Origin of the sequence: Enterobacter sp. CRENT-193 (assembly GCF_002787395.1) — a bacterium.
Classification (GTDB): domain Bacteria; phylum Pseudomonadota; class Gammaproteobacteria; order Enterobacterales; family Enterobacteriaceae; genus Enterobacter; species Enterobacter hormaechei_C.
The window spans coordinates 249,783-269,068 of sequence record NZ_CP024813.1 but is presented as its reverse complement, the minus strand read 5'-3'; the positions used below and the strand labels follow the sequence as shown (position 1 = coordinate 269,068).

Annotated in this window: 21 protein-coding genes; 11 read left to right on the top strand and 10 right to left on the bottom strand. The window is 45.6% G+C overall.

Translation table 11 applies throughout. From position 1 onward, the window contains the following. Nucleotides 1-225: 225 nt before the first annotated feature. The 4 genes from CU081_RS25575 to CU081_RS25560 form a co-directional block, all read right to left on the bottom strand. Nucleotides 226-429: a hypothetical protein gene (locus tag CU081_RS25575; RefSeq protein ID WP_001015183.1), complete on the bottom strand. Its 204-nt coding sequence runs from the start codon at nucleotides 427-429 to the stop codon at nucleotides 226-228. A gap of 46 nt (nucleotides 430-475) precedes the next feature. Beyond that, nucleotides 476-826, bottom strand: coding sequence for a hypothetical protein (locus CU081_RS25570; RefSeq protein ID WP_000743059.1), 351 nt, complete (start codon nucleotides 824-826; stop codon nucleotides 476-478). A gap of 59 nt (nucleotides 827-885) precedes the next feature. Next, entirely contained in the window at nucleotides 886-1,488 is a 603-nt protein-coding gene (locus CU081_RS25565) for a hypothetical protein (RefSeq protein WP_224222681.1), read from the bottom strand. A gap of 95 nt (nucleotides 1,489-1,583) precedes the next feature. Further along, nucleotides 1,584-2,528 (bottom strand): DUF5417 domain-containing protein, encoded by a 945-nt coding sequence (locus tag CU081_RS25560; RefSeq protein WP_000778029.1) that lies wholly within the window; start codon nucleotides 2,526-2,528, stop codon nucleotides 1,584-1,586. Nucleotides 2,529-3,038: 510 nt separating this feature from the next. Between CU081_RS25560 and CU081_RS26380 the strand changes: the two genes are divergently transcribed. From CU081_RS26380 to CU081_RS25505, 11 genes are all read left to right on the top strand, one after another. Beyond that, the gene (locus CU081_RS26380; RefSeq protein ID WP_001371930.1) at nucleotides 3,039-3,215 is read left to right on the top strand and encodes a hypothetical protein; all 177 of its coding nucleotides are present in this window, start codon (nucleotides 3,039-3,041) and stop codon (nucleotides 3,213-3,215) included. 416 nt (nucleotides 3,216-3,631) lie between these two features. Beyond that, nucleotides 3,632-4,816: a hypothetical protein gene (locus CU081_RS25550; protein WP_001272971.1), complete on the top strand. Its 1,185-nt coding sequence runs from the start codon at nucleotides 3,632-3,634 to the stop codon at nucleotides 4,814-4,816. A gap of 65 nt (nucleotides 4,817-4,881) precedes the next feature. Then, nucleotides 4,882-5,163, top strand: a complete 282-nt coding sequence (locus CU081_RS25545) for a hypothetical protein (protein ID WP_000708863.1) — start codon at nucleotides 4,882-4,884, stop codon at nucleotides 5,161-5,163. A 314-nt stretch (nucleotides 5,164-5,477) separates the two neighbouring features. Further along, entirely contained in the window at nucleotides 5,478-6,179 is a 702-nt protein-coding gene (locus CU081_RS25540) for a hypothetical protein (RefSeq protein WP_000237191.1), read from the top strand. Nucleotides 6,180-6,313: 134 nt separating this feature from the next. After that, nucleotides 6,314-6,610, top strand: a complete 297-nt coding sequence (locus CU081_RS25535; RefSeq protein ID WP_000856246.1) for a hypothetical protein — start codon at nucleotides 6,314-6,316, stop codon at nucleotides 6,608-6,610. Nucleotides 6,611-6,654: 44 nt separating this feature from the next. Beyond that, nucleotides 6,655-7,092, top strand: coding sequence for a hypothetical protein (locus CU081_RS25530; protein ID WP_000286108.1), 438 nt, complete (start codon nucleotides 6,655-6,657; stop codon nucleotides 7,090-7,092). 67 nt (nucleotides 7,093-7,159) lie between these two features. Next, nucleotides 7,160-7,696, top strand: a complete 537-nt coding sequence (locus CU081_RS25525) for a hypothetical protein (RefSeq protein ID WP_000800251.1) — start codon at nucleotides 7,160-7,162, stop codon at nucleotides 7,694-7,696. Nucleotides 7,697-7,921: 225 nt separating this feature from the next. Further along, entirely contained in the window at nucleotides 7,922-8,290 is a 369-nt protein-coding gene (locus CU081_RS25520; RefSeq protein WP_100185531.1) for a hypothetical protein, read from the top strand. Nucleotides 8,291-8,722: 432 nt separating this feature from the next. Then, nucleotides 8,723-9,022 carry a hypothetical protein gene (locus CU081_RS25515; protein WP_000442693.1) on the top strand — a complete coding sequence of 100 codons (300 nt, stop codon included), beginning with the start codon at nucleotides 8,723-8,725 and terminating at the stop codon, nucleotides 9,020-9,022. Nucleotides 9,023-9,378: 356 nt separating this feature from the next. After that, a complete protein-coding gene (locus tag CU081_RS25510; RefSeq protein WP_001091367.1) occupies nucleotides 9,379-9,663 on the top strand; it encodes a hypothetical protein in 285 nt (94 codons plus the stop codon). 65 nt (nucleotides 9,664-9,728) lie between these two features. Next, on the top strand, nucleotides 9,729-10,082 hold the full coding sequence (locus tag CU081_RS25505; RefSeq protein ID WP_000210769.1) for a hypothetical protein: 354 nt from the start codon (nucleotides 9,729-9,731) through the stop codon (nucleotides 10,080-10,082). A 286-nt stretch (nucleotides 10,083-10,368) separates the two neighbouring features. Here CU081_RS25505 and CU081_RS25500 read toward each other — a convergent pair whose 3' ends face one another. The 6 genes from CU081_RS25500 to mobH are packed head-to-tail and all read right to left on the bottom strand — an operon-like array spanning nucleotide 10,369 to nucleotide 19,282. Beyond that, nucleotides 10,369-11,100, bottom strand: coding sequence for a nuclease-related domain-containing protein (locus tag CU081_RS25500; protein WP_000338612.1), 732 nt, complete (start codon nucleotides 11,098-11,100; stop codon nucleotides 10,369-10,371). A 1-nt stretch (nucleotide 11,101) separates the two neighbouring features. After that, entirely contained in the window at nucleotides 11,102-12,283 is a 1,182-nt protein-coding gene (locus CU081_RS25495; RefSeq protein WP_000952985.1) for a S49 family peptidase, read from the bottom strand. Between the two features lie 10 nt (nucleotides 12,284-12,293). Next, nucleotides 12,294-12,956, bottom strand: coding sequence for a DUF4400 domain-containing protein (locus tag CU081_RS25490; RefSeq protein ID WP_000718549.1), 663 nt, complete (start codon nucleotides 12,954-12,956; stop codon nucleotides 12,294-12,296). After that, a complete protein-coding gene (locus CU081_RS25485) occupies nucleotides 12,943-14,052 on the bottom strand; it encodes a hypothetical protein (RefSeq protein WP_000343600.1) in 1,110 nt (369 codons plus the stop codon). The genes CU081_RS25490 and CU081_RS25485 overlap by 14 nt, the downstream gene beginning before the upstream one ends. Beyond that, on the bottom strand, nucleotides 14,052-16,136 hold the full coding sequence (gene traD / locus CU081_RS25480) for a conjugative transfer system coupling protein TraD (RefSeq protein ID WP_001284073.1): 2,085 nt from the start codon (nucleotides 16,134-16,136) through the stop codon (nucleotides 14,052-14,054). The genes CU081_RS25485 and traD overlap by 1 nt, the downstream gene beginning before the upstream one ends. Further along, nucleotides 16,136-19,282 carry a MobH family relaxase gene (mobH, locus tag CU081_RS25475; protein WP_001011152.1) on the bottom strand — a complete coding sequence of 1,049 codons (3,147 nt, stop codon included), beginning with the start codon at nucleotides 19,280-19,282 and terminating at the stop codon, nucleotides 16,136-16,138. Before mobH ends, traD begins: the two co-directional genes overlap by 1 nt. Nucleotides 19,283-19,286 lie beyond the last annotated feature (4 nt).

Here is a 19,286-nt window from a genome sequence, read left to right as displayed (position 1 = left end):
ACGGGGCATTTCTTTAATGGCGGAGCTTTACATCACTATTTCTGTCATTTTCAAATCCGCCGGATACAGCAATAATTGCACCGAACAGCGGTTTGAACTGCAATGCATCCGTAGGGTATGCGACAATAATAAGGCTCTTCCCGTACTCTTAAAAATGGAAGAGTTTAAAACCCATACTGCTGGGATGAGCGAAGCACGGTACATTATGCCAGCGTATAAGGGCCGTCATAACTTGTTTTTTTCTAGAACACGGCGAAGTTTTCTTACCTGGGAAGCTGTGGAAAGCGTACCGGTTCGGGGATGGCATGCGCTTGCCTTTTCACCTGGTTTGAGTACATAGGCTAATGCCAGCTCGTTCAGAGCCGCCTCAGCTTTCAACAGGGCCTCAATGGCCGTGTTCAGGTATACAGTTCGGCTCTCATGGTTCATCAGGATTTTCCTCACAAGGGTAAAAATGACAGGCGATACCTGCCGTTTACCCTTTGTCTCCGTTAAGAATGGCATCACGGCAGGCTTCCCAGATTACCTGGGCATTAGCATCACACTCCACGAACCCGCCGCACTGATCGTATATCACCTGGTATACCTCAGGGGGAATCTTCCCAGGCGCAACCGGAGTTGAGCGTTTGCCTTTATGAATCTCATCTGCGGTATCACAGACAGCGTCGAGATGCCGCGACATCCACTCAGATAATTTCAGACCCTCTCGATTTGCCTGTTTTACATAGCGAACCTTTCTGGAAACCGTAGATCGCATCTGAATCTGTGTCACAGCTGGCACATCTTCTTTCATGGCATTCTGTAATGCAGCTTTGGGCTTTTTCATGTTCATGGTTGCTTTAAATTATTCTGGAGTTCGTCTGATATAAATGCTGACGTGATCTGTCAGCGTCGCTTAAATAGTTTATCGCCTTCCGCCAGTTCGCCGTTGAGCTGTTCAATCACGCTCCAGATGAGCCGATCATCCGGCGTTGAGCCTGCACACACTTTCACGACCGCCACGGGTCTAAATTCTTCAGGGTCTGCCTGCCCGGAGGTGAAGAGCCTGCTCTCAATCCAGTGGGCCCCCTCTGTGCAGCAGTGGCAACTGGTTTCAGGTGGTTCATCCAGACCGTCCACTCCACAGGCTGAGCAGGTGAACAGTTTGCGAGACCCACCAGCCAGTGGCGTATCGCAAGCTGCTGGAAGTGCGCCAGCATTGCGCCAGTACAGCACATGATTTGAATCGTAGCAGTGTCCATGAAGCAGAAGCGAAACGCCGCAACTGCGAGTTTCAATGGCTTTGCCTGTGCCAAGGTATTGCCCGATCTCGTCCCATACGTCCACTAAGGTGTCAGGCAGCGGACGCGTAACAGGGAACTTAGCGCAGTCGTCCGGGGTGCCTTTAATGCAGCAGAGGGCCGAATACGCAAGCTCCTGCATTTCGTAGGAGTACTGACCACATACCACGCGTTCCAGTTTGTCGATTAGTTGTTCTTTATTCATCATACTCAGCCTTATTAAACAAATTCATTACGCCACTGGCACCATCTGGCCGGAGCAGACTGCGGCCCGGTAGTAGAGCCGCAGGGGGTGTCGCTGGACTAACAGGTGCTCAGTGAGTCCCGCACTTCCTCATGACTGGTCATTTTCAGAAGAAGCTTTCCAGGGCAGCGTGGTTCCGCCTGTGAACGGGTGACGTCTTCGTTGATTGCCTGGATATGAGCAGATTCAACGGTCCGACGCTGTACGACATGGTTGCTCAGGTTGAATTCGCACTGGAGCCTTCTGGCATCAGAATCCGCGTTCATTGCAATACGTTCATCAAAGCGGCGGTTCATTCGCAGAGCCTCTTCGTGAGCTGCATCAACAAGGGTGCGTCTGGTGACATAGTCGTTACCAGCAAAAAACGATAGCTGAGCGTGTTCCGAAGAGTAGTCGGAGCTTCCCTTACAACGGGCAATCGCGGCTTCAGAGTGCAGGATTAATGAACTCAACCGTGAACAGACGTCATTGATGGTGCCGGTTTTCAGACAGTCGTGGATAAGTGTCCAGGCGGAAATGCTCAGCGGGCGGCTGGTGATCACATAGGGATTGTAATGATCAACCGTTACGATAGTACGCAGTGAATGAAGCGATTCGGACTGCGTACGTAAGTCACGGCGAACAGTACATGCCACCGAGGCAACATCTTTACATTCTTTGTCGGACATCGAGTCCAGTACGCGGATCTCCACCTCTGCCGCCTTTGAGGCGATATGCGCACTAATCTCACCCTTAAGACGTTTGTAGTCAGCCTTGAAGCTTCCCACGCTGTCAATATCGATCCAGTAACCACAGCTGTAACCAGCATTACCAAACTCGTCATCTTTCTCATAGTTCGGACAGCCGTCATTGCTCCAGCCAGCTTTTTCCAGCAGCTCGTCAATAGCGACCAGCTCAGCCATTGGTGCATGTTCGATAATGAAATAATGGACACGGCCCCAGGCATATGCGCGTGAACGGCCATCAACAGAAGTATCAGAAGTCGTCTGACGGGAAAGTTTCATGAGGTACTCCAGTTCTGCCCGGTACCGCCGGGGCGGTGGTGCGAAAGCCGCACCATGAATGACACTATGATCCTCCTAACTTCTATTGTCAATACAATTGAAGTGGCGTTGTATTTATTCATTATTTGGACCCGGCTCGTACGGAACGACCGTCGGGACTTGCCAATTATTCTGCGGTGAGCAGGGGGAAGGGAACATCCCACCGCTTGTTTCAAGATGTACAGCCAAGGAGGGCGCAGAATGCCTGACAGAATCATCGTGCAGCGGTAGCGAAAGACCTGACAAACGGGAAAAGTATCCTTTTATTCCAAAGCCAACCTCAGCTTTTAATGTCGCCAGTACGTTTCTTAAACATGCCAAATCGGTCTCTTATACGGCCGGATGGGCCCGATGAAAACGATAAAATGAGAAACAGAACCCGACACATCGCTGCTCTCTGGGAAAGCCGGTCAGCAGATGGAGCGCCAGGAACTAAATCCGCTGGTTTTAATAATGATTGAGGAGAACAAGATGAAAGATAACAAGACACGTCCTGTAGACTCGTATGCTCATGCTGATTTCATGGAGTCCGTCTTCAGCAACCTCAGGGCTTTCTGTGATGCGGAATGCCAGCGGCTAACTGCCGGTTATCCCCCAACTGTCAAACCAGAACAGCAAAGCACTGACGGCCAGCTGTCGGCGGCATAAATCATTACCTGCCAGTTCGTTCAAATTTCCGCTTCCTTAAGCCCGGGCCAAAAGCCCGGCTCAATCCAAAAACTGAACGTACCGGTTTACCTCTATATCTCCTCAATCCCCTGCGACTTACAAGAGACCCGCACCGGTTTAGCCATTCCTGTCCTGCCACTCTCTCATCACTGGCCCAGACAACCGGAAAAGTAACTTTTCTCTCCGACTCACCTTCTGAACCAGCTATTTTGCTTAAACGTAAAAACGGCCCACTGTTGTGAAGATTTAAAACGGACGGATCGAGTAGTATTGTCTCAGGAATTTTTTTTAAGAAAAGTTACTTTTTCTTCTGTGCAACCTATTAGAAAAAATGTCGAACCTGGTATTGTTGTGTTGTAGCGCAGTTAAACAACCAACCAAAAGAGAGAACAAAAATGTCCGCAATCGAAACTGAAGTAAAAAACAACAGCAACGAAATCAGCCTTCGTGGTTACCTGGAACGCACTGGTAACGGTGCCCGTAAAGGTAACGGCCTTATCATTGACCCTTCGGTTGTTGTAGAGCAGGAAGGCTTTAACACCCGCACGGCCGGTATGGGCGAGCTCTACTATTCAATGCCTCACGTTGTGGAACACCTGAACAGCCTGGCCGATGCCTACATGGAAGACCCGTTCAGCGTGACGCCTATCGTTGTTCAGATGGTTAATGGCGTACCTGTACTGCGTCAGGGGGCTTGCCGTATCCGTTCCATCGCTATTGCAAACCGCCAGCTGGAAGCAGAAGGGCGTGAACGCATTACTCGTATTCGCTGCGAAGAGTTTCGCGGTAGCGCTTCAAAAGCAGAACTCTTCACCCTGACCGGCAACTCCAACCTGGCGCTGTCTGTCGTAGCTGAAGCGCTTTCAATTAAGCGTCTTGTTGAAGATAAAGAAGAGCCTAAGACCTTTGCGGAACTGGCAAAAAAACGTGGTAAATCAGAGCAGCATCTTCGCCAGATGGTTCGCGTACTGGACCTGCCTTCTGAACTACAGACCATGCTTGTGAGCGATCAGGTGAGCATGTACGTTGCGCTGGACGAGTATATGTACAGCGGTGAGGATGCGGTAGATAACATCAACAAGGCGATCTCCATCTATGGTAAAGCGACGAAAAACACGCTGAAATTCGTCAAAGCTGCCAAGGTAGAAGAGCGCATGGCAGATCCGCAGACTCCGGAAAACTCCGGTGATGAGCAACCGGCAGGTAATGCTACCGTTAACACCCCGGTACCGGATCAACTGAATGATGAAAGCAATACAGAGACGCTGGTTACGCCACCGGTACAGGAACCAGCTCCGGCTCCAAAGGACAGCGCTCCTAAACAGAACCCGGCAGGTAAAGCACCATCCATGTCCAGCGTTCTGAACAAAAAGACCGTGACCGTCATTGCCGACACCGCGATCCCGATTTTTGAACGTATTGCTGAAGAAGCCAAGCTTAAAGAAGGTGAATCTGTCAGCACTGATACTTACACGCTTGTTCTGACCAATGATGAAATGAACGATATCATCAATGCTCATGCTGACCTGAAAGAGTACCTGCGTAAGCATGCTGAGAAGATGAATAAGGGACAGGCATGATTTTCTGACCGACCCCTCCATCCGGACGGGTCGGTAACTTTTTCAGGACAAGGGGAAACAGGGCAATGAAGAAGGCTTTTATCAACGTAGACAAGACTAACCCACTGCCAGTCCTGACGGATTCGGTGACCCGGGTAAGTATTCAGTGCACGGCAAAAGATGAAAACGGGGCAGGGATCGAAGTGAACATCCTCGACCTGATTCAGGATCATGATACGGATGAAGTGAAAGTGCAGTTTGGGAGCTCGCCTGTTCAGGCTCTGGCGATGCTCCGCCGGGTTATGACAGCACTGGAAAAGCAGGCAAATGCAGAACTGCAACAGAATTCCTGCTCGCGTATGCAGTAAACGGTAAAAGCAGAATGTTCCCTACTGGATAAACCCGGTGGACCTCACGGAGAGCAAGTCACCGAATGGTTCACTGTTAAGTGATATACATCCGGATTTATAAGGTTTTGCAGCATCCGAATAGGCAATAAATAGAATTATTTTGATTTATCTCAGCAAGGAAATGGAAAGCTACCAGATTTTAGGATAGCGAAATGCCTGTATCGCTACTCTGCTGAATTAGAAATGATTTTAAACGCAATGCATAATGATAGAATAGCAATGCCTTTAATTATTTGTCACGTCTGAATTATATGTAGACTTACGGAGAGGATATGGTAATTACTTATTCATTATCGGAAACGTTTAATATGTTTTTACGCGAGATTATTGCATCTGGACTTGCAGTTTTTTGCGCATGGTGCGTTTTGTGTCTTTTCTCTGATCAGGAACGAGGTAAAGAGGTTCCTGTTTCTATGAAAAAAATAACTTCAAAGTCAGCTTTCTCCTACTTTATCAGTTCTCAAATTGCCGCTTTTATTATCTCCTTGTTGGGTTCAATCTTAAGCACGAAATGGGACAACATCGTCTGGAATGATGAAATAAGACAGTTTTATCTGCATGTAGGATTTGGGCTGGTAGCTTGTGTATTCTGTCTGCTTGTAATCTTGCATGAGAAATTTATCAAAAGAAATTTAAATGTTTATTCTGGTTATTGTGGTTCACTGGCAGTTAGTCTCACAGGAATCTTTGTACTTTGTGCGTTATATCTGACATTTTCATTACCATTTCATTATGAAGAACGTCTACTTAATGATGCATCCTTGGTGGCTTCGGATGGCGTTGAAAATTCAGTCGTTTTTGCAGACGGTCGTTACTGGGTTTTTGAACTGGGCTTACCATATTTCAAACAGTCATTGCTCAAAGAGGTAAGAAGGGGCAGGTACCAGCTAATCTGCACTACAGAAAAAAAACCAACATGCTGGTCTGGCAAAAAACTTCCCGAAAAACCAACCTCTTTGAAAGCTAGTTCATAAAGATTTAAACTGCTCGCTTAAATCCACACTGGTCCAATTTTGAAAATTTATTGTGTTTTTAAAAGAAATTACAGTGTGGGTTATTAGCCAGTAGGTCGGAGTTTTATATAATACCCAAAAACACAGGAGGTATTATGAAAACCAATCTGGCCTATGCATCTAATTGCTCCGATTCTGTCTACTCCTATATTTATCAGGCACTGCAACAACGCTCTGGTGCCGAGAATGAAAGCCTTTATCAGCAGGCCATTTCCAGCTGCTGCACAGATAAACAAAAAAAGAAACTGGCCGGGTATTATGCCGGTCCATGGCAGCTGCTATTCAACGCGTGGTGTAACAATCGCGTCCCTAACACAGCGGTGCTGGCCCTTTTACTCCAGCAGTGCTTATCTCATTTCCAGTGCGAAGAAGTGATCGCAGCCTGGCAGTAACCCTATCAAGCCCCTTCGTATAGCGGAGGGGCAGGAGATATCTCATGTACAGAAACGACAGAAACGTGGATTCCTTCAACCTGGTTAATGCTCTTCAGCCGGTCTTTCGTAACACCGGCTGTGGGATGTTTGAATATGATCGTAAAAAGCAGAATGAAACCGCTGATTCAATCTTACGAGCGTTGGCGTTAAATGCCGATTTCGCGAGGGCCTTAAAACAGTACGTCCGGATTAATTCTGTACGACGGGTTGTTCAGTTCGATGACGGCTCGGTTCGCTATGGTATTCATGCCGAATTTGAAGGGCATAATAAAATTAATTCCTTCCGTATTTTTAAAGATGAAGATACAGACGCATTTGACTCCTATTTTTATTCGGTTTGCGATAATAAAGCTGAGCTGGTGGATTTTAAAATGGACTCTCTCGATATTCAATTGCAGGCAGTTTTTGAAAAGGTGACAGGTATTTTTCTGTCACATTAAATATTCAAATTTTCAATCCTCGGGCTGATAGACAAAAAACGCACTTTAGAATATAGATGAGATGAATATGAAAAACGTAAATATTTTGGATACCGATATTGCGGCCATTAATGCTCTTTCTGGCGTAGAACTGACTGACTTTCTCACTGCCGGGTATCAGGTAAACTGGTTAGGAGAAAGGGAGGTTTCGCTGGTGGGCTTTCCGTGTTTAGCAAGCAACAAGCAGCCGGTAGAAGTTGGTCCCGGCATTTTCATTAATCGCGTGTACAGCAGAGACAGCCAGTCTCTGAGCGGGAAATTGCGCTATGACCTGTCTAATGGTCTGGCAACGAGTGCATTTTCATTTTTCTCCCAGTCAGGCTGGTATGGGGGATTCCGTGTCGTATCTTTCCGTGACAACGGGCCAGCTGCGTTAATCAACATTGGTATTGTCCATGAGAATGTTTTGAATGCATTTTGTGCTGACTTCCCCCGGGCCAATGTGAGCGTAACCCGTTTTCATTGTGGCATGACGCTTGAGCAGATCCGAATGTTCATTTCAGACACTGCTTACGATATGCCGCTTTATAACAACGAGTCTGACTTTCGCAGGCTCGCCAGTTAGCATGGAGGCTGACTTCAGTGCTTACGCCTAAAAGCCGGTGAGCGAGGTGGCGGAACCGGTTGGCTTCGCCCAGTCTTACTTACTTCTCTCAAGGTACTGCGCTGCAAGCGTACGTAAAAAAAGTAAGTAGCTAAATGGCGTGAGCGATTAGTTCTATACGGGAAGAAGTCATAGTATTCTGAAATGATAGTTATCTCATACGAACGATAGTAATGGAGTTTCTTAATGGGCATTGATATCTGCTGGCGATTTCAAAGGGAAGAAAAGCCTGGTAAATGGATTAATTTATCAAGCAATTATAAAGGGGACCGATCATATCTCCACTTTGCCTGGCTCGGATTTGATGTAGATCGTGAAAGGGCGAGCACATCAGCAGTTTTTATCCACGCATTACGCGGATTACCTGATGATATACCGTCCGAAGATGATGATTTATTCGGTGAACATTCATACTCATGGCTGACTTCGGAAGAAATTTTGTCAGCCATACCACCCGATAACGCCGGAGAGGTGATCCAGGAATTTGTCGAAGAAGTAAAGCGTCTCCACGTGGAGAACGGCAGCGTCCGTTTCGTCTTTGGATTTGAAGGGTAACCCGTAAGAAAGTAGCTATCTTACCCGGCTAGGTCTCCAATCTCTCAGATGCTCAAAGAGGGCCGGGCATGGTGCCCACACATCCCCTACCATTCCGATTTGATATTCGTCTAATACACCCTTTAAAGAAAACAAGCAGACGGCAATGAGACGTCGGATTAGCGTCAGCAAATATGAGACGTCAGTAGTCGATGTTTGTCCTGCGGAACGTGAATCTGTTTACAAGGGGTAAAGCCGTACCATCCATGAGGGCTCAGAGAGCCGGGGTCTCCTCCAGATCACTGGAAGTTATTGACTCTGGCAGGCCTATCCCTATGACTTTTTCCCGGATGGCAAATTAAGAGCGAACAGGGCCAAATTAGTACTCTTTTCTAAACGGAAATACTGAATCACCCTGATATAACTGGTCTCTCACAAGACAGGAGATCATCAATGGAACGTGTAATATTTTCAGTAATCTTTTTTATGATGCTGGGCGTACCTTTTTACCTTCTTTATAAAATTGCCCGGGACATTTTTGGTACCGCCGGTGCTGGTGAGCCTGCACAATTGCCTCAGGGCAAGCAAAGACGCTCAGGAGGCGCTGGTTCGGGTTCGATCTGGCAAGGACACCATCTACAGGGGAGCAGCCATTTGAACCCCCTCGGAGGTGATTGTAATGGTGAAAATAGCATAGCTGGTGGTTGTGATGGTGGCGGTGGAGGAGGTGACGGAGGTGGTGGTGGTGACTGATAGCCTGCAACTTTAACTATCAGGATGAAACCCATGTCCAGCAACCGGAAAAAGAATTCATTTCAACCGAAAAGCCCTGCCTTAAAGTGAAGCGTATTAAACGTGAAGGATGCTGAATTAGAGGGTATCGGTTTTATACTGAAGCGTAACTGGAAGAAGGATCTGAAATTAACTATTACGGAAAAGTAACTTTCTGACTCACCACGTACGCCCCTCGGTTATGCCATACAGTTTGATACGAAAACAGATCAGTAAGTAGATTGCTATACGCCGGAGAGAAGTCTATTTTTCATGCACCGAACCTGTTTGGCCTGCAATGGAAGCAGGTATAATAATCACATACAAAGGAGGGCATTATGAATACATTTTTATACGTGCTTTTGGCCTGGATTGTTGTGCTTTTTATCGCCAACAAACTGCTCGCAAGACGTAAGCCCAATACGGTTAAAATCCTGGTACAGCGCAACGGGAAAGCCGCAGAGGTTGATGCTGTAGTGGTTCAGGGTTCAAAGAGAGCTAACAACAGTTCTGTTGCGGACAGCGACGCGGTAGATAGTTATTTTGAAATGAATCCTTACTCCCGCGAAAACCAGGCGAATGGTTGGGCTATGCTGGCCAGAGACGATGACCAGCTTAAATAATCAGTTGAGTGTGATGTGTAAAGCAGCTTAAAACTCTAAATGGACGAACAGGGGAGGTGACAAAGATGACAACCAATACAACAACGACCACCTACCGCTCAGAAGAAATCGTGCCGTTCAGACGGCCCAAAGGGGATCTGGATAGTCGGTATATGCCTCAGGTGTATGCAATGGTGCGGAACTGGGCAAGTAACCCTGCTCAATATGGTGAGGGTGTACTGGCCTCCTACCGCCAACCGGCAGTAAACCTTGCCTACCAGGTAAAAGGAACTCGTGTTGTTTTAATTCTGGTACCAGTAGAGTGCGAGCCACCTGGAGTGATAATGACGGAAACAGTCCTGTGGCCGTCACTATCACTTGTAGAAGTCTTGCAGACCTTGCAGGAGGCCTGGCAAAATATTCCGGCGTTAAACCCCTGACGACTTCTGTCAATATCACCGGCTAGTGATTTACCTCTCTGCTGGTGGTCAGCCCGCCTAAGTTCAAATTATCTCTTTCTAAATTAGCCCGGATAAAAATCGGTCCCTCTAAAATAGCCTGCCCTGAGTAGGCTACGTCATACAAAGCGTTGGCCAGTCACCAGCTGGCTGGTGGCCATAATGCTCCACAGGATAAACCGTATCAGAACTACGCAAAGAAAAAGCCCCAACAATTTACCGATGGGGCCTTTTGCAGACATTTTACAGCCTTACCAATGATAGAGCGCTAAGGCTTCTGCTTAGTGAACAGACTTGCCCACAGATAATGGATAAAGTTGAGCAGAATGTATGTTACTCGTTGCTCGAATTTCATCGGGGCTTTGTACTTTGTCGTTATGTTATGAATATGAGTAAGGTCCGTATAGAGCCCTGGCGACTTCCTTGTTGACTTCAACACCGAACAGATGTGCTGAACAGACTCCGGTGTGAACAACCGTAGCCCTCGTCGTTGTTTGACTTTATGGATAAAATCGTCCATCCCCATACATAACCATTCCGGCTTGATGCCATCAAACTTACAACGTCCGTTTATGATGACGACATTGATACATTCCAGTTCTCTAGCCTTAAGAGCAGACTGAATAGCCCTGATGTGCCCCTGGTTTTGCTTAAACGGGTTCTGCAACTTGAGGGTTCGGGACTGAGTCCATTTCCGCCAGTGGCTTTCCTCCAGAGTACCGTAGAGCTTGCCTACGTAGTTTTTCTGCTCTATGACGTATATACCATGTGGGGCTACGAGAATGTGATCAACCTGCGTAGTGCTATGAGCCGACAACTGAAAGGTGAGATCACTAAGTAGCCCCTGAGCTTCTTCAGGAAGCCCAGATTCAATTGCCTTTGCAGTCCGCCGTTCCGCTATGGCAGAGGTCATAAATCCCAACAGACACAGCAACACGACGAAAATAAGGATAATGAAAGCTACCCCCGTAATGCTCCACAGCAGATTGAAAGCATCCATGTTACCTCACAGAGGGGTAGCTGGTGGCATTAACAGATTCTACTAAGCGGGTAGTGGTACCGGTAAGGCTCTCAATATTTGAAGACAGGCTCATCAGCATGCCGAGTGCAGAACGGAGATTACGATGAGGCTCATTGTAGTTTTTGAACGTGTCAGTGGAGTACATTTTTGAAAGACGTGTACGGATCTCTACTGACGTAAGATCTCCATCCACCAGGCCGTACTTAACTGCCTGAGGTGTTGGCCATACACGGCCTGAATAGAGAGAAACAGCATCGGCATCATGACGCGAGAGAAGCTTTTTACCCCGTCCAAGTTCAACATCAGTTATAAATTTTTCATGCATCGTGTTCAGGATCTCCTTCTGCATGAACTCCCTCGTTGAATCGGACAATGGGTGGAAGGGGTCAAGAGCATCTTTGAACTCACCGGCCGTAAGGGGCTCATTCTTGACGCCTACTGTGCTCATGATCTCTGACAGATTCCAGTGGTCCATACGCACACCGATAGAACCGATCAGGGCATTACTGTCGGCATAAATTGCATCAGCGGGCGATACCGCGTAATAGCATGCGGATGCGCATATGCCTTTCACACTAACGATGATTGGTTTATATGAGTCTGCGATATCAGAGAAAAAACGACCGGTACCGCTGGAGAGTACTTCGAGGGAGTTTTGCTTCGACCGTGCTTCATCGCCACGTTCTGTGCTCCCGGTTTTGTTACTCTTGTCAGCGGCTACAGATGAAAGAGAGCCACCGGCATCTGATACGCGTTCAATCTGTGGCTGGTGGTTTTTAAGCGCGTTTATCTGGCGGTAAATAATGATGGCGTCAGAGGGACCACCACCACCTGACTCTGCCTCGATAATAACTGCTTTGGCATGGGGATTATTGTAAGCTTTGGCAAGAGCTGTTGCGATCACTGTTCCATCGCCCGTTTCCGAGCCGGTACCCATCTCGCCAGAAATCCGTATTACAGCTATATGGTCTTTCTTCCCTTCAGCGTCCTGCCATTGTTCGTAAAGATTGTAGAAAGAAAACCCTACAGCGGTCATGGCAATTAGCGACATAGCAACTTTTGCCGTGGTATGAATGCGAAACATCTTATAAAAACGGTCAGCGTTATCATTGAGCGATTCTTTGATATTTGTAGGGGACTTCCTTTTTTTACTGCTTAACATCTGACCACCTTTACATGAGTTTTTGAAAGTTAGACCACAAGCGATTCAATGCAATTCCCAGTATCAATAAAGCGACTGGTGGGAAAAGTTGAGCGATATTGTTAAATAGTGACATATTTGGCATGACCAGGTAGACCATCGTTAAAGCACTGATCACCCAAAATGCTCGAAACCAAATACGATAAAACTGAACTGTAACCTTACCAAATACGTACCTCTTCAATTTCCACTGGTACATTCCATCTGCTAGCATGGCAAATAGATAGGGCAGAAAAACGATTAGCCACCCCAGGATTAAGTTCCACCGGAAAATGGACTGATAAAGTAAGAGGGGTATGTTTTTGGCCATAGTGTAATTAATAGAGGTAAATTTTTCAGCAACAATGTTAATACCTCTGGCTGGTTTTTTGGTGTCAGGGATCAGAATAGTATTCAGATAGTCAATTAACTTATAGTCATGTACCAACCAATTTAAAGTCGCTTCACTATTTGCAATGACAGACTTCCAACGGTCATTTGATATGATGGACCGGCTTGCATTAACCTCCTGAGTAATCTGATATTTGAGCTCCTCAGTATTCTGGAAAGCCAAGCTGTAACCAAAATAAATGACCATGCCAAAAAAAAGCATTGTTCTGAGCACTGCTGCCCTGCTTGTATTATCCGCAGCCATTGCTTTCCCTCCATTCACGAAAAAGAGCTAGCCTCTGATCGTGATTGCAATAGTTGTTACGCCACATCGTCGGGATACCCAGGAGCCAGTGGTACTGTTTAGGTATGATTTGGTCGATGAGGCTTAACTCCGCCAGTTCTTTATGCTCTGCGCTTTTCCACTCGATCTGTCCCACATCAGGAACAAATACAGCGGTCCTTGCTTTTGCGGCCTGGCGGGAAAATTCTATAAAGTTGATGCCCCACGGCGTCCAGTATCTGTACTGCTCGTTTAGGCCGATGTTAAACACCGGCAGAGAAAGAGTTGAGTCGGCAAAAGCCGAAATCACATTTTTGCAGACTCTTGGACTATCTATTTTTTCCTGTTCGGTTTTGAGATGAGTCAGCAGTGCACGGTCAATAATGCTGTTAAAGGTGTTTGTATAAAGGCCATTAGGGTCAGGAAGCTGATCTATGGCAGTAATGATTTTAAATTTTAACCGAGAAAGAAAGGGAGAGTCCTCAATAGTAACTATATGACTATGTGTTGTTTCTGGATGAATCTGGGGTTTGATGCGCTGTACTTGTTTAAAAGAGACACTACCTGGCAAATTAATGAATGCGCCCACCGTGCGTGTTAAATCGACGAAATAAGGCAAAAGATAACAACCAAGCATACGGGCATTCTTTTTTACAAGATCACACCGTACGTCATTGTTATCGAAAGAAATACGGAAACTAACGAATTTACGTTCAGGACCTTCGCTGGTGGTCAGTGATTGAATCCATTCATGGCATGATCCTTGTGGTACCGACCAGTAGCTGGTTTCACGGTCCCCAAAGGGATCAGTCGTGATCAACTCTCCCTTTAAAAGGAAAAGCTCAGACAGGGTATTTGCCATGGAGAATAGGGAATCGATATCGTTGCTCTGACAAAATTTTCCCAAATGATGAAACGCGTTTTTTTCTATCATAGTTAGCCGATCTCGAACTTCCTGAGAATCTGCGTACTTTAAACCCAAAGACTGAAAGCGCCTTTTTACGAGCGAGCGACATTTGCTGACTTTTAGTGCAGAGCTTAAAATTTGCTGGCGCGTCAGGACAATTTTTTCATCCATCAATGCAACTTCCTTAGAAATTTATTAAGATTTTTGATATCGAGATTTTGACGCAAAGTAACTTTTCCGGCCTTCTTGAAAAGCATTTCCGACAGAGTTGTGTTTGGCTTCATTTGTTTCTCAGCAACAGCAATAGGGATTTGGCCTACAACCTTCCTGCCATCTTGAAGCCTGGCAACTATGTGAAACATAGGGACCTGACCCAAGAGATCCTTTGGAATACTCTCTTCTAAAGTTGTCTGCTTTCTTTCTGAGATTGAACCTGAGAAGTTATTATGCGGCAAAGATGTTTCTGAACCGGTCGTATAAGTGACCATATTTGTGCTTATCGCACTCTTACCAAAGTTCTCTACAACAAGCGTCTGAGTAGGAGTATCGTTGACTCGCAAGCTTATATAATTGTTGCAGAGCCCCGTAATTCGATTGGCAGTTTCAACACTTGCCGCAGCAATAAAGTCGGAGATGGTTTGGGTGCAAATAAACAGTGCAATTTTCGCTGCACGACCCTGCGCCAGAAGGTTAATCATAGGGTTGTTAATGGCTGAGTGTGCCTCATCAACAAAAATACTTATCCTGGAATTAGCTGACATATCACCATCTTGAGCGTTGTAGCGACTACCGGCACAGGAGGTCAGATCTGACATTATTAATTGAGAAATAGCAGCTGCTGTATCGGGGTTTGAAAGGCCATCAAGCGAAATGTATAGCACCCCGCCAGTGCTGAACATCCCTTCGCTTGTTACAATTTCTCTTGATGATACTGAGTTCGGGTTAGGAGATAAAAGCTCATTTAAAGGTTTTTCAATGAGCATATCGAAAACAGGCATAATACCTGCGGTCATTTTAGCCATATGCTCTGGGTCGGACATTGAGTAATCAATAAGCTGGGAAACAGTATCTAACCAGTCTATTTGTTCGGACCCCTCGTAATTCATGAAATGAGCCGTAAACCATTCAGCGAGACGCTTGAAACGTACCGGCAAGGTATCGTTAGCGACGTACTTAACTTTTTCGGTCCAGACATCGTAACCATAATATCTCGCGTAACATGACTCCATTACCTTGACTGTAAGATTCACAATAGACATGTGGCTTTTCATGTTCTTGTGAATCAGATAAATAGAAGGCTTTTTCTCTATGTAAGAAAGCCCGGAAATCACATTGGAAACGAGAGCCTTGGCATACTGAACGAATGGGTTAACCTCACCGGGAACTGTCACCAAGCTCAAAAGACGAGATGTTAGGTCAGAAACATTAGTATAGGTGTTGCAGACATCAATACAGACCGAAGATGCTGGCTGGCCAGGATGAAATTTATAGAAAGGAAGACCGAGGGTCTTAGCCTCTTCCATTAGAGATTCTCGCCACTCTGCATCGTTCTTTGGATCTATGACAACAACAACATGACCAAGATGAAGCATGCTAATGCTTAGTAAACGCTGTAGCACCGTTTTCCCGGTACCCACGTTTCCGGTTATCAGAGTATGACCAAACCAATTGTCTTCAGTTACAAATATGGGTTCCCTACGTTCCACAGCAAAAATTGCATTGCTGCCGCCCATCTTACGAGCCATTGCGTCAAAATGTCTCTTAATTGGGTTGAAGACGAATGGCAACTCGATCTCACGTTTATCACTGGAGAGGTTAGCTATTTGATATGCCCGATCCGCATGTTCCGGACCCCACTCAAACCCATCACAAAAATAGGACTTTCGCTCGGGTATATCCTTATTTTTATTTTGATAATCCTGAACCAGTTGACGATACTTTCGCTCATTGGAGAAAAAGTTACTTTTGTTAATTACACGCAGTGAATCAAGACTAACGAACATGAAATGTCGCTTGAATACACGCCAATGAGCCATCAAAAATGGCGCTGCTGTTTTGCAACGATAAAGGCACAGCAAAAAAAGCAATATTGAGGTGAACAGAACTATTGGGGCGATGTCCAGTCCGTCTGAAGAAAGTCCCATATAAAGCATAGAAACCGAACAAATCAAAAGTATTGAGGCACTACGATACTCAAGAATAGGCCGATAAAAATTCTCTTGTGCATGGAGGTTAGTCCTCTTCGAATCTGACATTATAGGTTCCCAGCCTCTTTCAGGTTATTGATAATTCGTTCAATGTCCACTTTCGCCCGGTCTGATGCGGCCAGCAAAGTAGGCATGTTAAATGCATGGCATTTTGTATTGATCACAGCACCAGAATTAACGAGGTACTGAGGAAGCTTATTGAAAAGATCTTGAGCCTCTAACTGCGACCCAAATTTTTCCACGCAAGATTGGGTCAGATAGAGAGTATTAGGAGTACTTACCATAAATCTGTTTTTGCGCTTTCTTTTAAACGCCACCTCCATTTTGGACAGAATTTGATGCAGTACTAACGCAATTTCTACAAATTCAAGCTCTGTAACGTCACCTTCGCTTATAAGCGAGAATTCACCATTTTGGTCTGATTCAGTAGATGCAAAGACTTTACTGTTCAGATTGTGACCAGAAACAGGTGATGCTGGTTTTTGTACTTCTGCTTTGTCCGATGATTTATTCCGGTTGCGCTTGGGATTTTGTTTTTCTACCGGTGCTGTTGGGGCGAACAGTCTGGCCAGTGCTGGCGAAAGATGATGCCCCTTAGCGTCTGTGGGCGCATGCTCTCCATTTGATTCTTCAAGTACAGGAGGTAAGGCGGGCTCTTCACTTGCCATCACACTGGTTGCGGCTGCTTCGGTCTGGGAATACACAACTTCAGCTGGTGGTGGGCAGTTACCCTCAGTATCTGGTTCTGAGTTTTCTTGTCCTACAGAAACATCCATAGAGCGTTCATTCGTACCCTGGGGATCAGCGTTCTGTTCTCGGTTAAGTTCTGGTAATTCTGACGGCTCGGAGAGAAGCTTTTCATTATGGACCGAAGAGCTTGTTGCACAACTACCGACTTCTGGCCGAGAAACACTAAGCTGTGAGAAATCGGTATAATCAATGATCTCATGCTCTTCATCTTCTTTCTCAAAAAGATGTTGATAATGTTCATATTCCACAGCCTCAGTTTTCAGCGGACCAGTCGCGGATGCACTATCGGTTCCATGATATTCCACGTCGCCAGAATGTTCTTCGACTGCATTTACACGTGGGGGAGGCAGCTCAAGCGTTTGCTTTGGACGTGGGGCAGAGTTTTCAACAGAAGACTCATCATTAATCACTAATGCCTGATACATAGAAGTATTGAAAAGTGACTTTAAAGTTGTTGGCCTTCTTGGCTCATGATAGGTGAGCTGGAACCCGGCGCAGTTATCGCCGAGCTGGACTAAACGCAGATCGTCAATGTCCCTTACTATCCACATTCCATCGAGAGAGCCTTCTCTGAATGTCAGTTGGAAATAGGGCTCTTCACTGAATGCTTTTTCATCTAATCCCGGCAGCAATGCCATAGTGGTATCTATGTTGAGGTAGGGGACAGCATCAACACACACTATATAGTCATTGGAAAGTGGAGCGCTTAAAAGGAGTTCATGAAGTTGGTTGACCAGGACATGGGATTCCGTGTCCTTTGCCGATTCATCTTCACTTTCTTCTATATCAGGAATGACAGGATCAGCTGCTTCCTCACCCTCAGATTTAACTATCTGCGTGTCATTATCAATTTCATTATCACTTTCGGCTTTCTTCTCAAAATCGTCGGATGAGCCTTCATTTTTCTTAGAATGTATATCAACATCAATAGAGGCAGAGGAGCGGCCTAAATCATTAACCTTAAGAACAGCCGTCTCAACAGTATCAGTAATTTTAGTTATAACGTCCCGACCGGGCACTGGTCTTCTGTATTCAGTAACTGTTTTTTGCTCGTCAATGTAAATAAAGTCTTTATTGGCATTAACGCTAAAAAGACCCGGCACTGAGTCAGGGATTTTATAGGAATCAAAGATTAAACCAATCCACCTTAGCTTAAGAAGGTTATAGAATTCTAGTTTCCCTATCCCATTTCTAAAGATGTTTGATATTTCGTTTTCCGAATAGATACCCGGAATGAAGTAGTGAACGACACGCTCATCATCATAGGGCTCGACGTAACCACGTTGAACTAGGGATTCTACCAATACGGTCTTACCAGCCTCTCCCTGAGGGAAGTTATATTTATGTAATTCGAAATCATTGAGAACAAAATCAAGGAATGCGTTCTCGTTAAGGTATACCTCACCATTTACGATAATGATGTGCATAGGCTTAGCATTGTAATTGTTGATATTGATACTGGTAAAGTTGTGCTTGATGGTACTAATGGCCCTTGCTGCTGCATCATTAGAACGCAGACCCATGATAGGGTCACGTAAAACATTAAGGTCTGTACCAGTAGAATAGAAATCAGCGGTCCTCACGCATTTAGACAAAAAGTCATTCCCATCAGTATAAACGTTTAGGGCGGTGATCATTTTTGAATAAACACGTTCTTTATTTACCCGATCCAAAAATGCAAGACATACCGGGTTTAGGATTCGCTCAAGGAAAACGCTGGACCAGATATTATGTTGATTATGAATACGCTTTCGCCAGTGGATTTCGTATTCAACCACGTCATTTTCACGTGCCCAGTCAAGAAGACTTTGTGAGCTTGGCGTCCAAATGATCGGACTAGCTAAATTCAGGCTTACAATGTCGAGATCGTAAACCTTTCCGGCATCATGGACTAAACCACAGATAAACGCAGCATAGAGATATACTTTTCTACGGACTACTTCTTCATCTTGATATCCGATTGGTCTCAGTTCTGAGTGATGCGCATTTTTTAAAGAGAGTATGGCCACTTCCAGGCTGTGAGAAAGTAACCCACCAATACCATTATGATGATGATTTTCGGAAGCTGGCAAAAGATGTATCCAGCGAACATATTCAACCAAGGGCTTTAAAACTAAATTAGTAAATGTATATGCATCGTCCCTGATGTCGCTATCGCTGATAGCTAACATCATTGAAATTGAGTGCAGCTTTTCCCGATACAGAGACAGGATTGACTGTTCATTAAATGTCTGTATGCCCGTCGGACGAGTTGGATACTCGATGAATTTCAGGACTTCTGGATTTGGATGATCAGGAACAGTGTACTTCTGATCTCCTAGAATCTGCGCAAAAGGAGAGAGGCTTGATATATCCTCAATCATTACAGAGGTTGCATCATTCTCCTGAGATGAGAATATCCCCAAAATCCGTTTAATACATAAATACAGCGCCCTGAAATTCATCATC

What these genes read in the sequence shown, in the direction of transcription:
- CU081_RS25575 (WP_001015183.1), bottom strand. Translation starts at nt 429, where the DNA reads ATGAACCATGAGAGCCGAACTGTATACCTGAACACGGCCATTGAGGCC.
- CU081_RS25570 (WP_000743059.1), bottom strand. Translation starts at nt 826, where the DNA reads ATGAAAAAGCCCAAAGCTGCATTACAGAATGCCATGAAAGAAGATGTG.
- CU081_RS25565 (WP_224222681.1), bottom strand. Translation starts at nt 1,488, where the DNA reads ATGATGAATAAAGAACAACTAATCGACAAACTGGAACGCGTGGTATGT.
- CU081_RS25560 (WP_000778029.1), bottom strand. Translation starts at nt 2,528, where the DNA reads ATGAAACTTTCCCGTCAGACGACTTCTGATACTTCTGTTGATGGCCGT.
- CU081_RS26380 (WP_001371930.1), top strand. Translation starts at nt 3,039, where the DNA reads ATGAAAGATAACAAGACACGTCCTGTAGACTCGTATGCTCATGCTGAT.
- CU081_RS25550 (WP_001272971.1), top strand. Translation starts at nt 3,632, where the DNA reads ATGTCCGCAATCGAAACTGAAGTAAAAAACAACAGCAACGAAATCAGC.
- CU081_RS25545 (WP_000708863.1), top strand. Translation starts at nt 4,882, where the DNA reads ATGAAGAAGGCTTTTATCAACGTAGACAAGACTAACCCACTGCCAGTC.
- CU081_RS25540 (WP_000237191.1), top strand. Translation starts at nt 5,478, where the DNA reads ATGGTAATTACTTATTCATTATCGGAAACGTTTAATATGTTTTTACGC.
- CU081_RS25535 (WP_000856246.1), top strand. Translation starts at nt 6,314, where the DNA reads ATGAAAACCAATCTGGCCTATGCATCTAATTGCTCCGATTCTGTCTAC.
- CU081_RS25530 (WP_000286108.1), top strand. Translation starts at nt 6,655, where the DNA reads ATGTACAGAAACGACAGAAACGTGGATTCCTTCAACCTGGTTAATGCT.
- CU081_RS25525 (WP_000800251.1), top strand. Translation starts at nt 7,160, where the DNA reads ATGAAAAACGTAAATATTTTGGATACCGATATTGCGGCCATTAATGCT.
- CU081_RS25520 (WP_100185531.1), top strand. Translation starts at nt 7,922, where the DNA reads ATGGGCATTGATATCTGCTGGCGATTTCAAAGGGAAGAAAAGCCTGGT.
- CU081_RS25515 (WP_000442693.1), top strand. Translation starts at nt 8,723, where the DNA reads ATGGAACGTGTAATATTTTCAGTAATCTTTTTTATGATGCTGGGCGTA.
- CU081_RS25510 (WP_001091367.1), top strand. Translation starts at nt 9,379, where the DNA reads ATGAATACATTTTTATACGTGCTTTTGGCCTGGATTGTTGTGCTTTTT.
- CU081_RS25505 (WP_000210769.1), top strand. Translation starts at nt 9,729, where the DNA reads ATGACAACCAATACAACAACGACCACCTACCGCTCAGAAGAAATCGTG.
- CU081_RS25500 (WP_000338612.1), bottom strand. Translation starts at nt 11,100, where the DNA reads ATGGATGCTTTCAATCTGCTGTGGAGCATTACGGGGGTAGCTTTCATT.
- CU081_RS25495 (WP_000952985.1), bottom strand. Translation starts at nt 12,283, where the DNA reads ATGTTAAGCAGTAAAAAAAGGAAGTCCCCTACAAATATCAAAGAATCG.
- CU081_RS25490 (WP_000718549.1), bottom strand. Translation starts at nt 12,956, where the DNA reads ATGGCTGCGGATAATACAAGCAGGGCAGCAGTGCTCAGAACAATGCTT.
- CU081_RS25485 (WP_000343600.1), bottom strand. Translation starts at nt 14,052, where the DNA reads ATGGATGAAAAAATTGTCCTGACGCGCCAGCAAATTTTAAGCTCTGCA.
- traD (WP_001284073.1), bottom strand. Translation starts at nt 16,136, where the DNA reads ATGTCAGATTCGAAGAGGACTAACCTCCATGCACAAGAGAATTTTTAT.
- mobH (WP_001011152.1), bottom strand. Translation starts at nt 19,282, where the DNA reads ATGAATTTCAGGGCGCTGTATTTATGTATTAAACGGATTTTGGGGATA.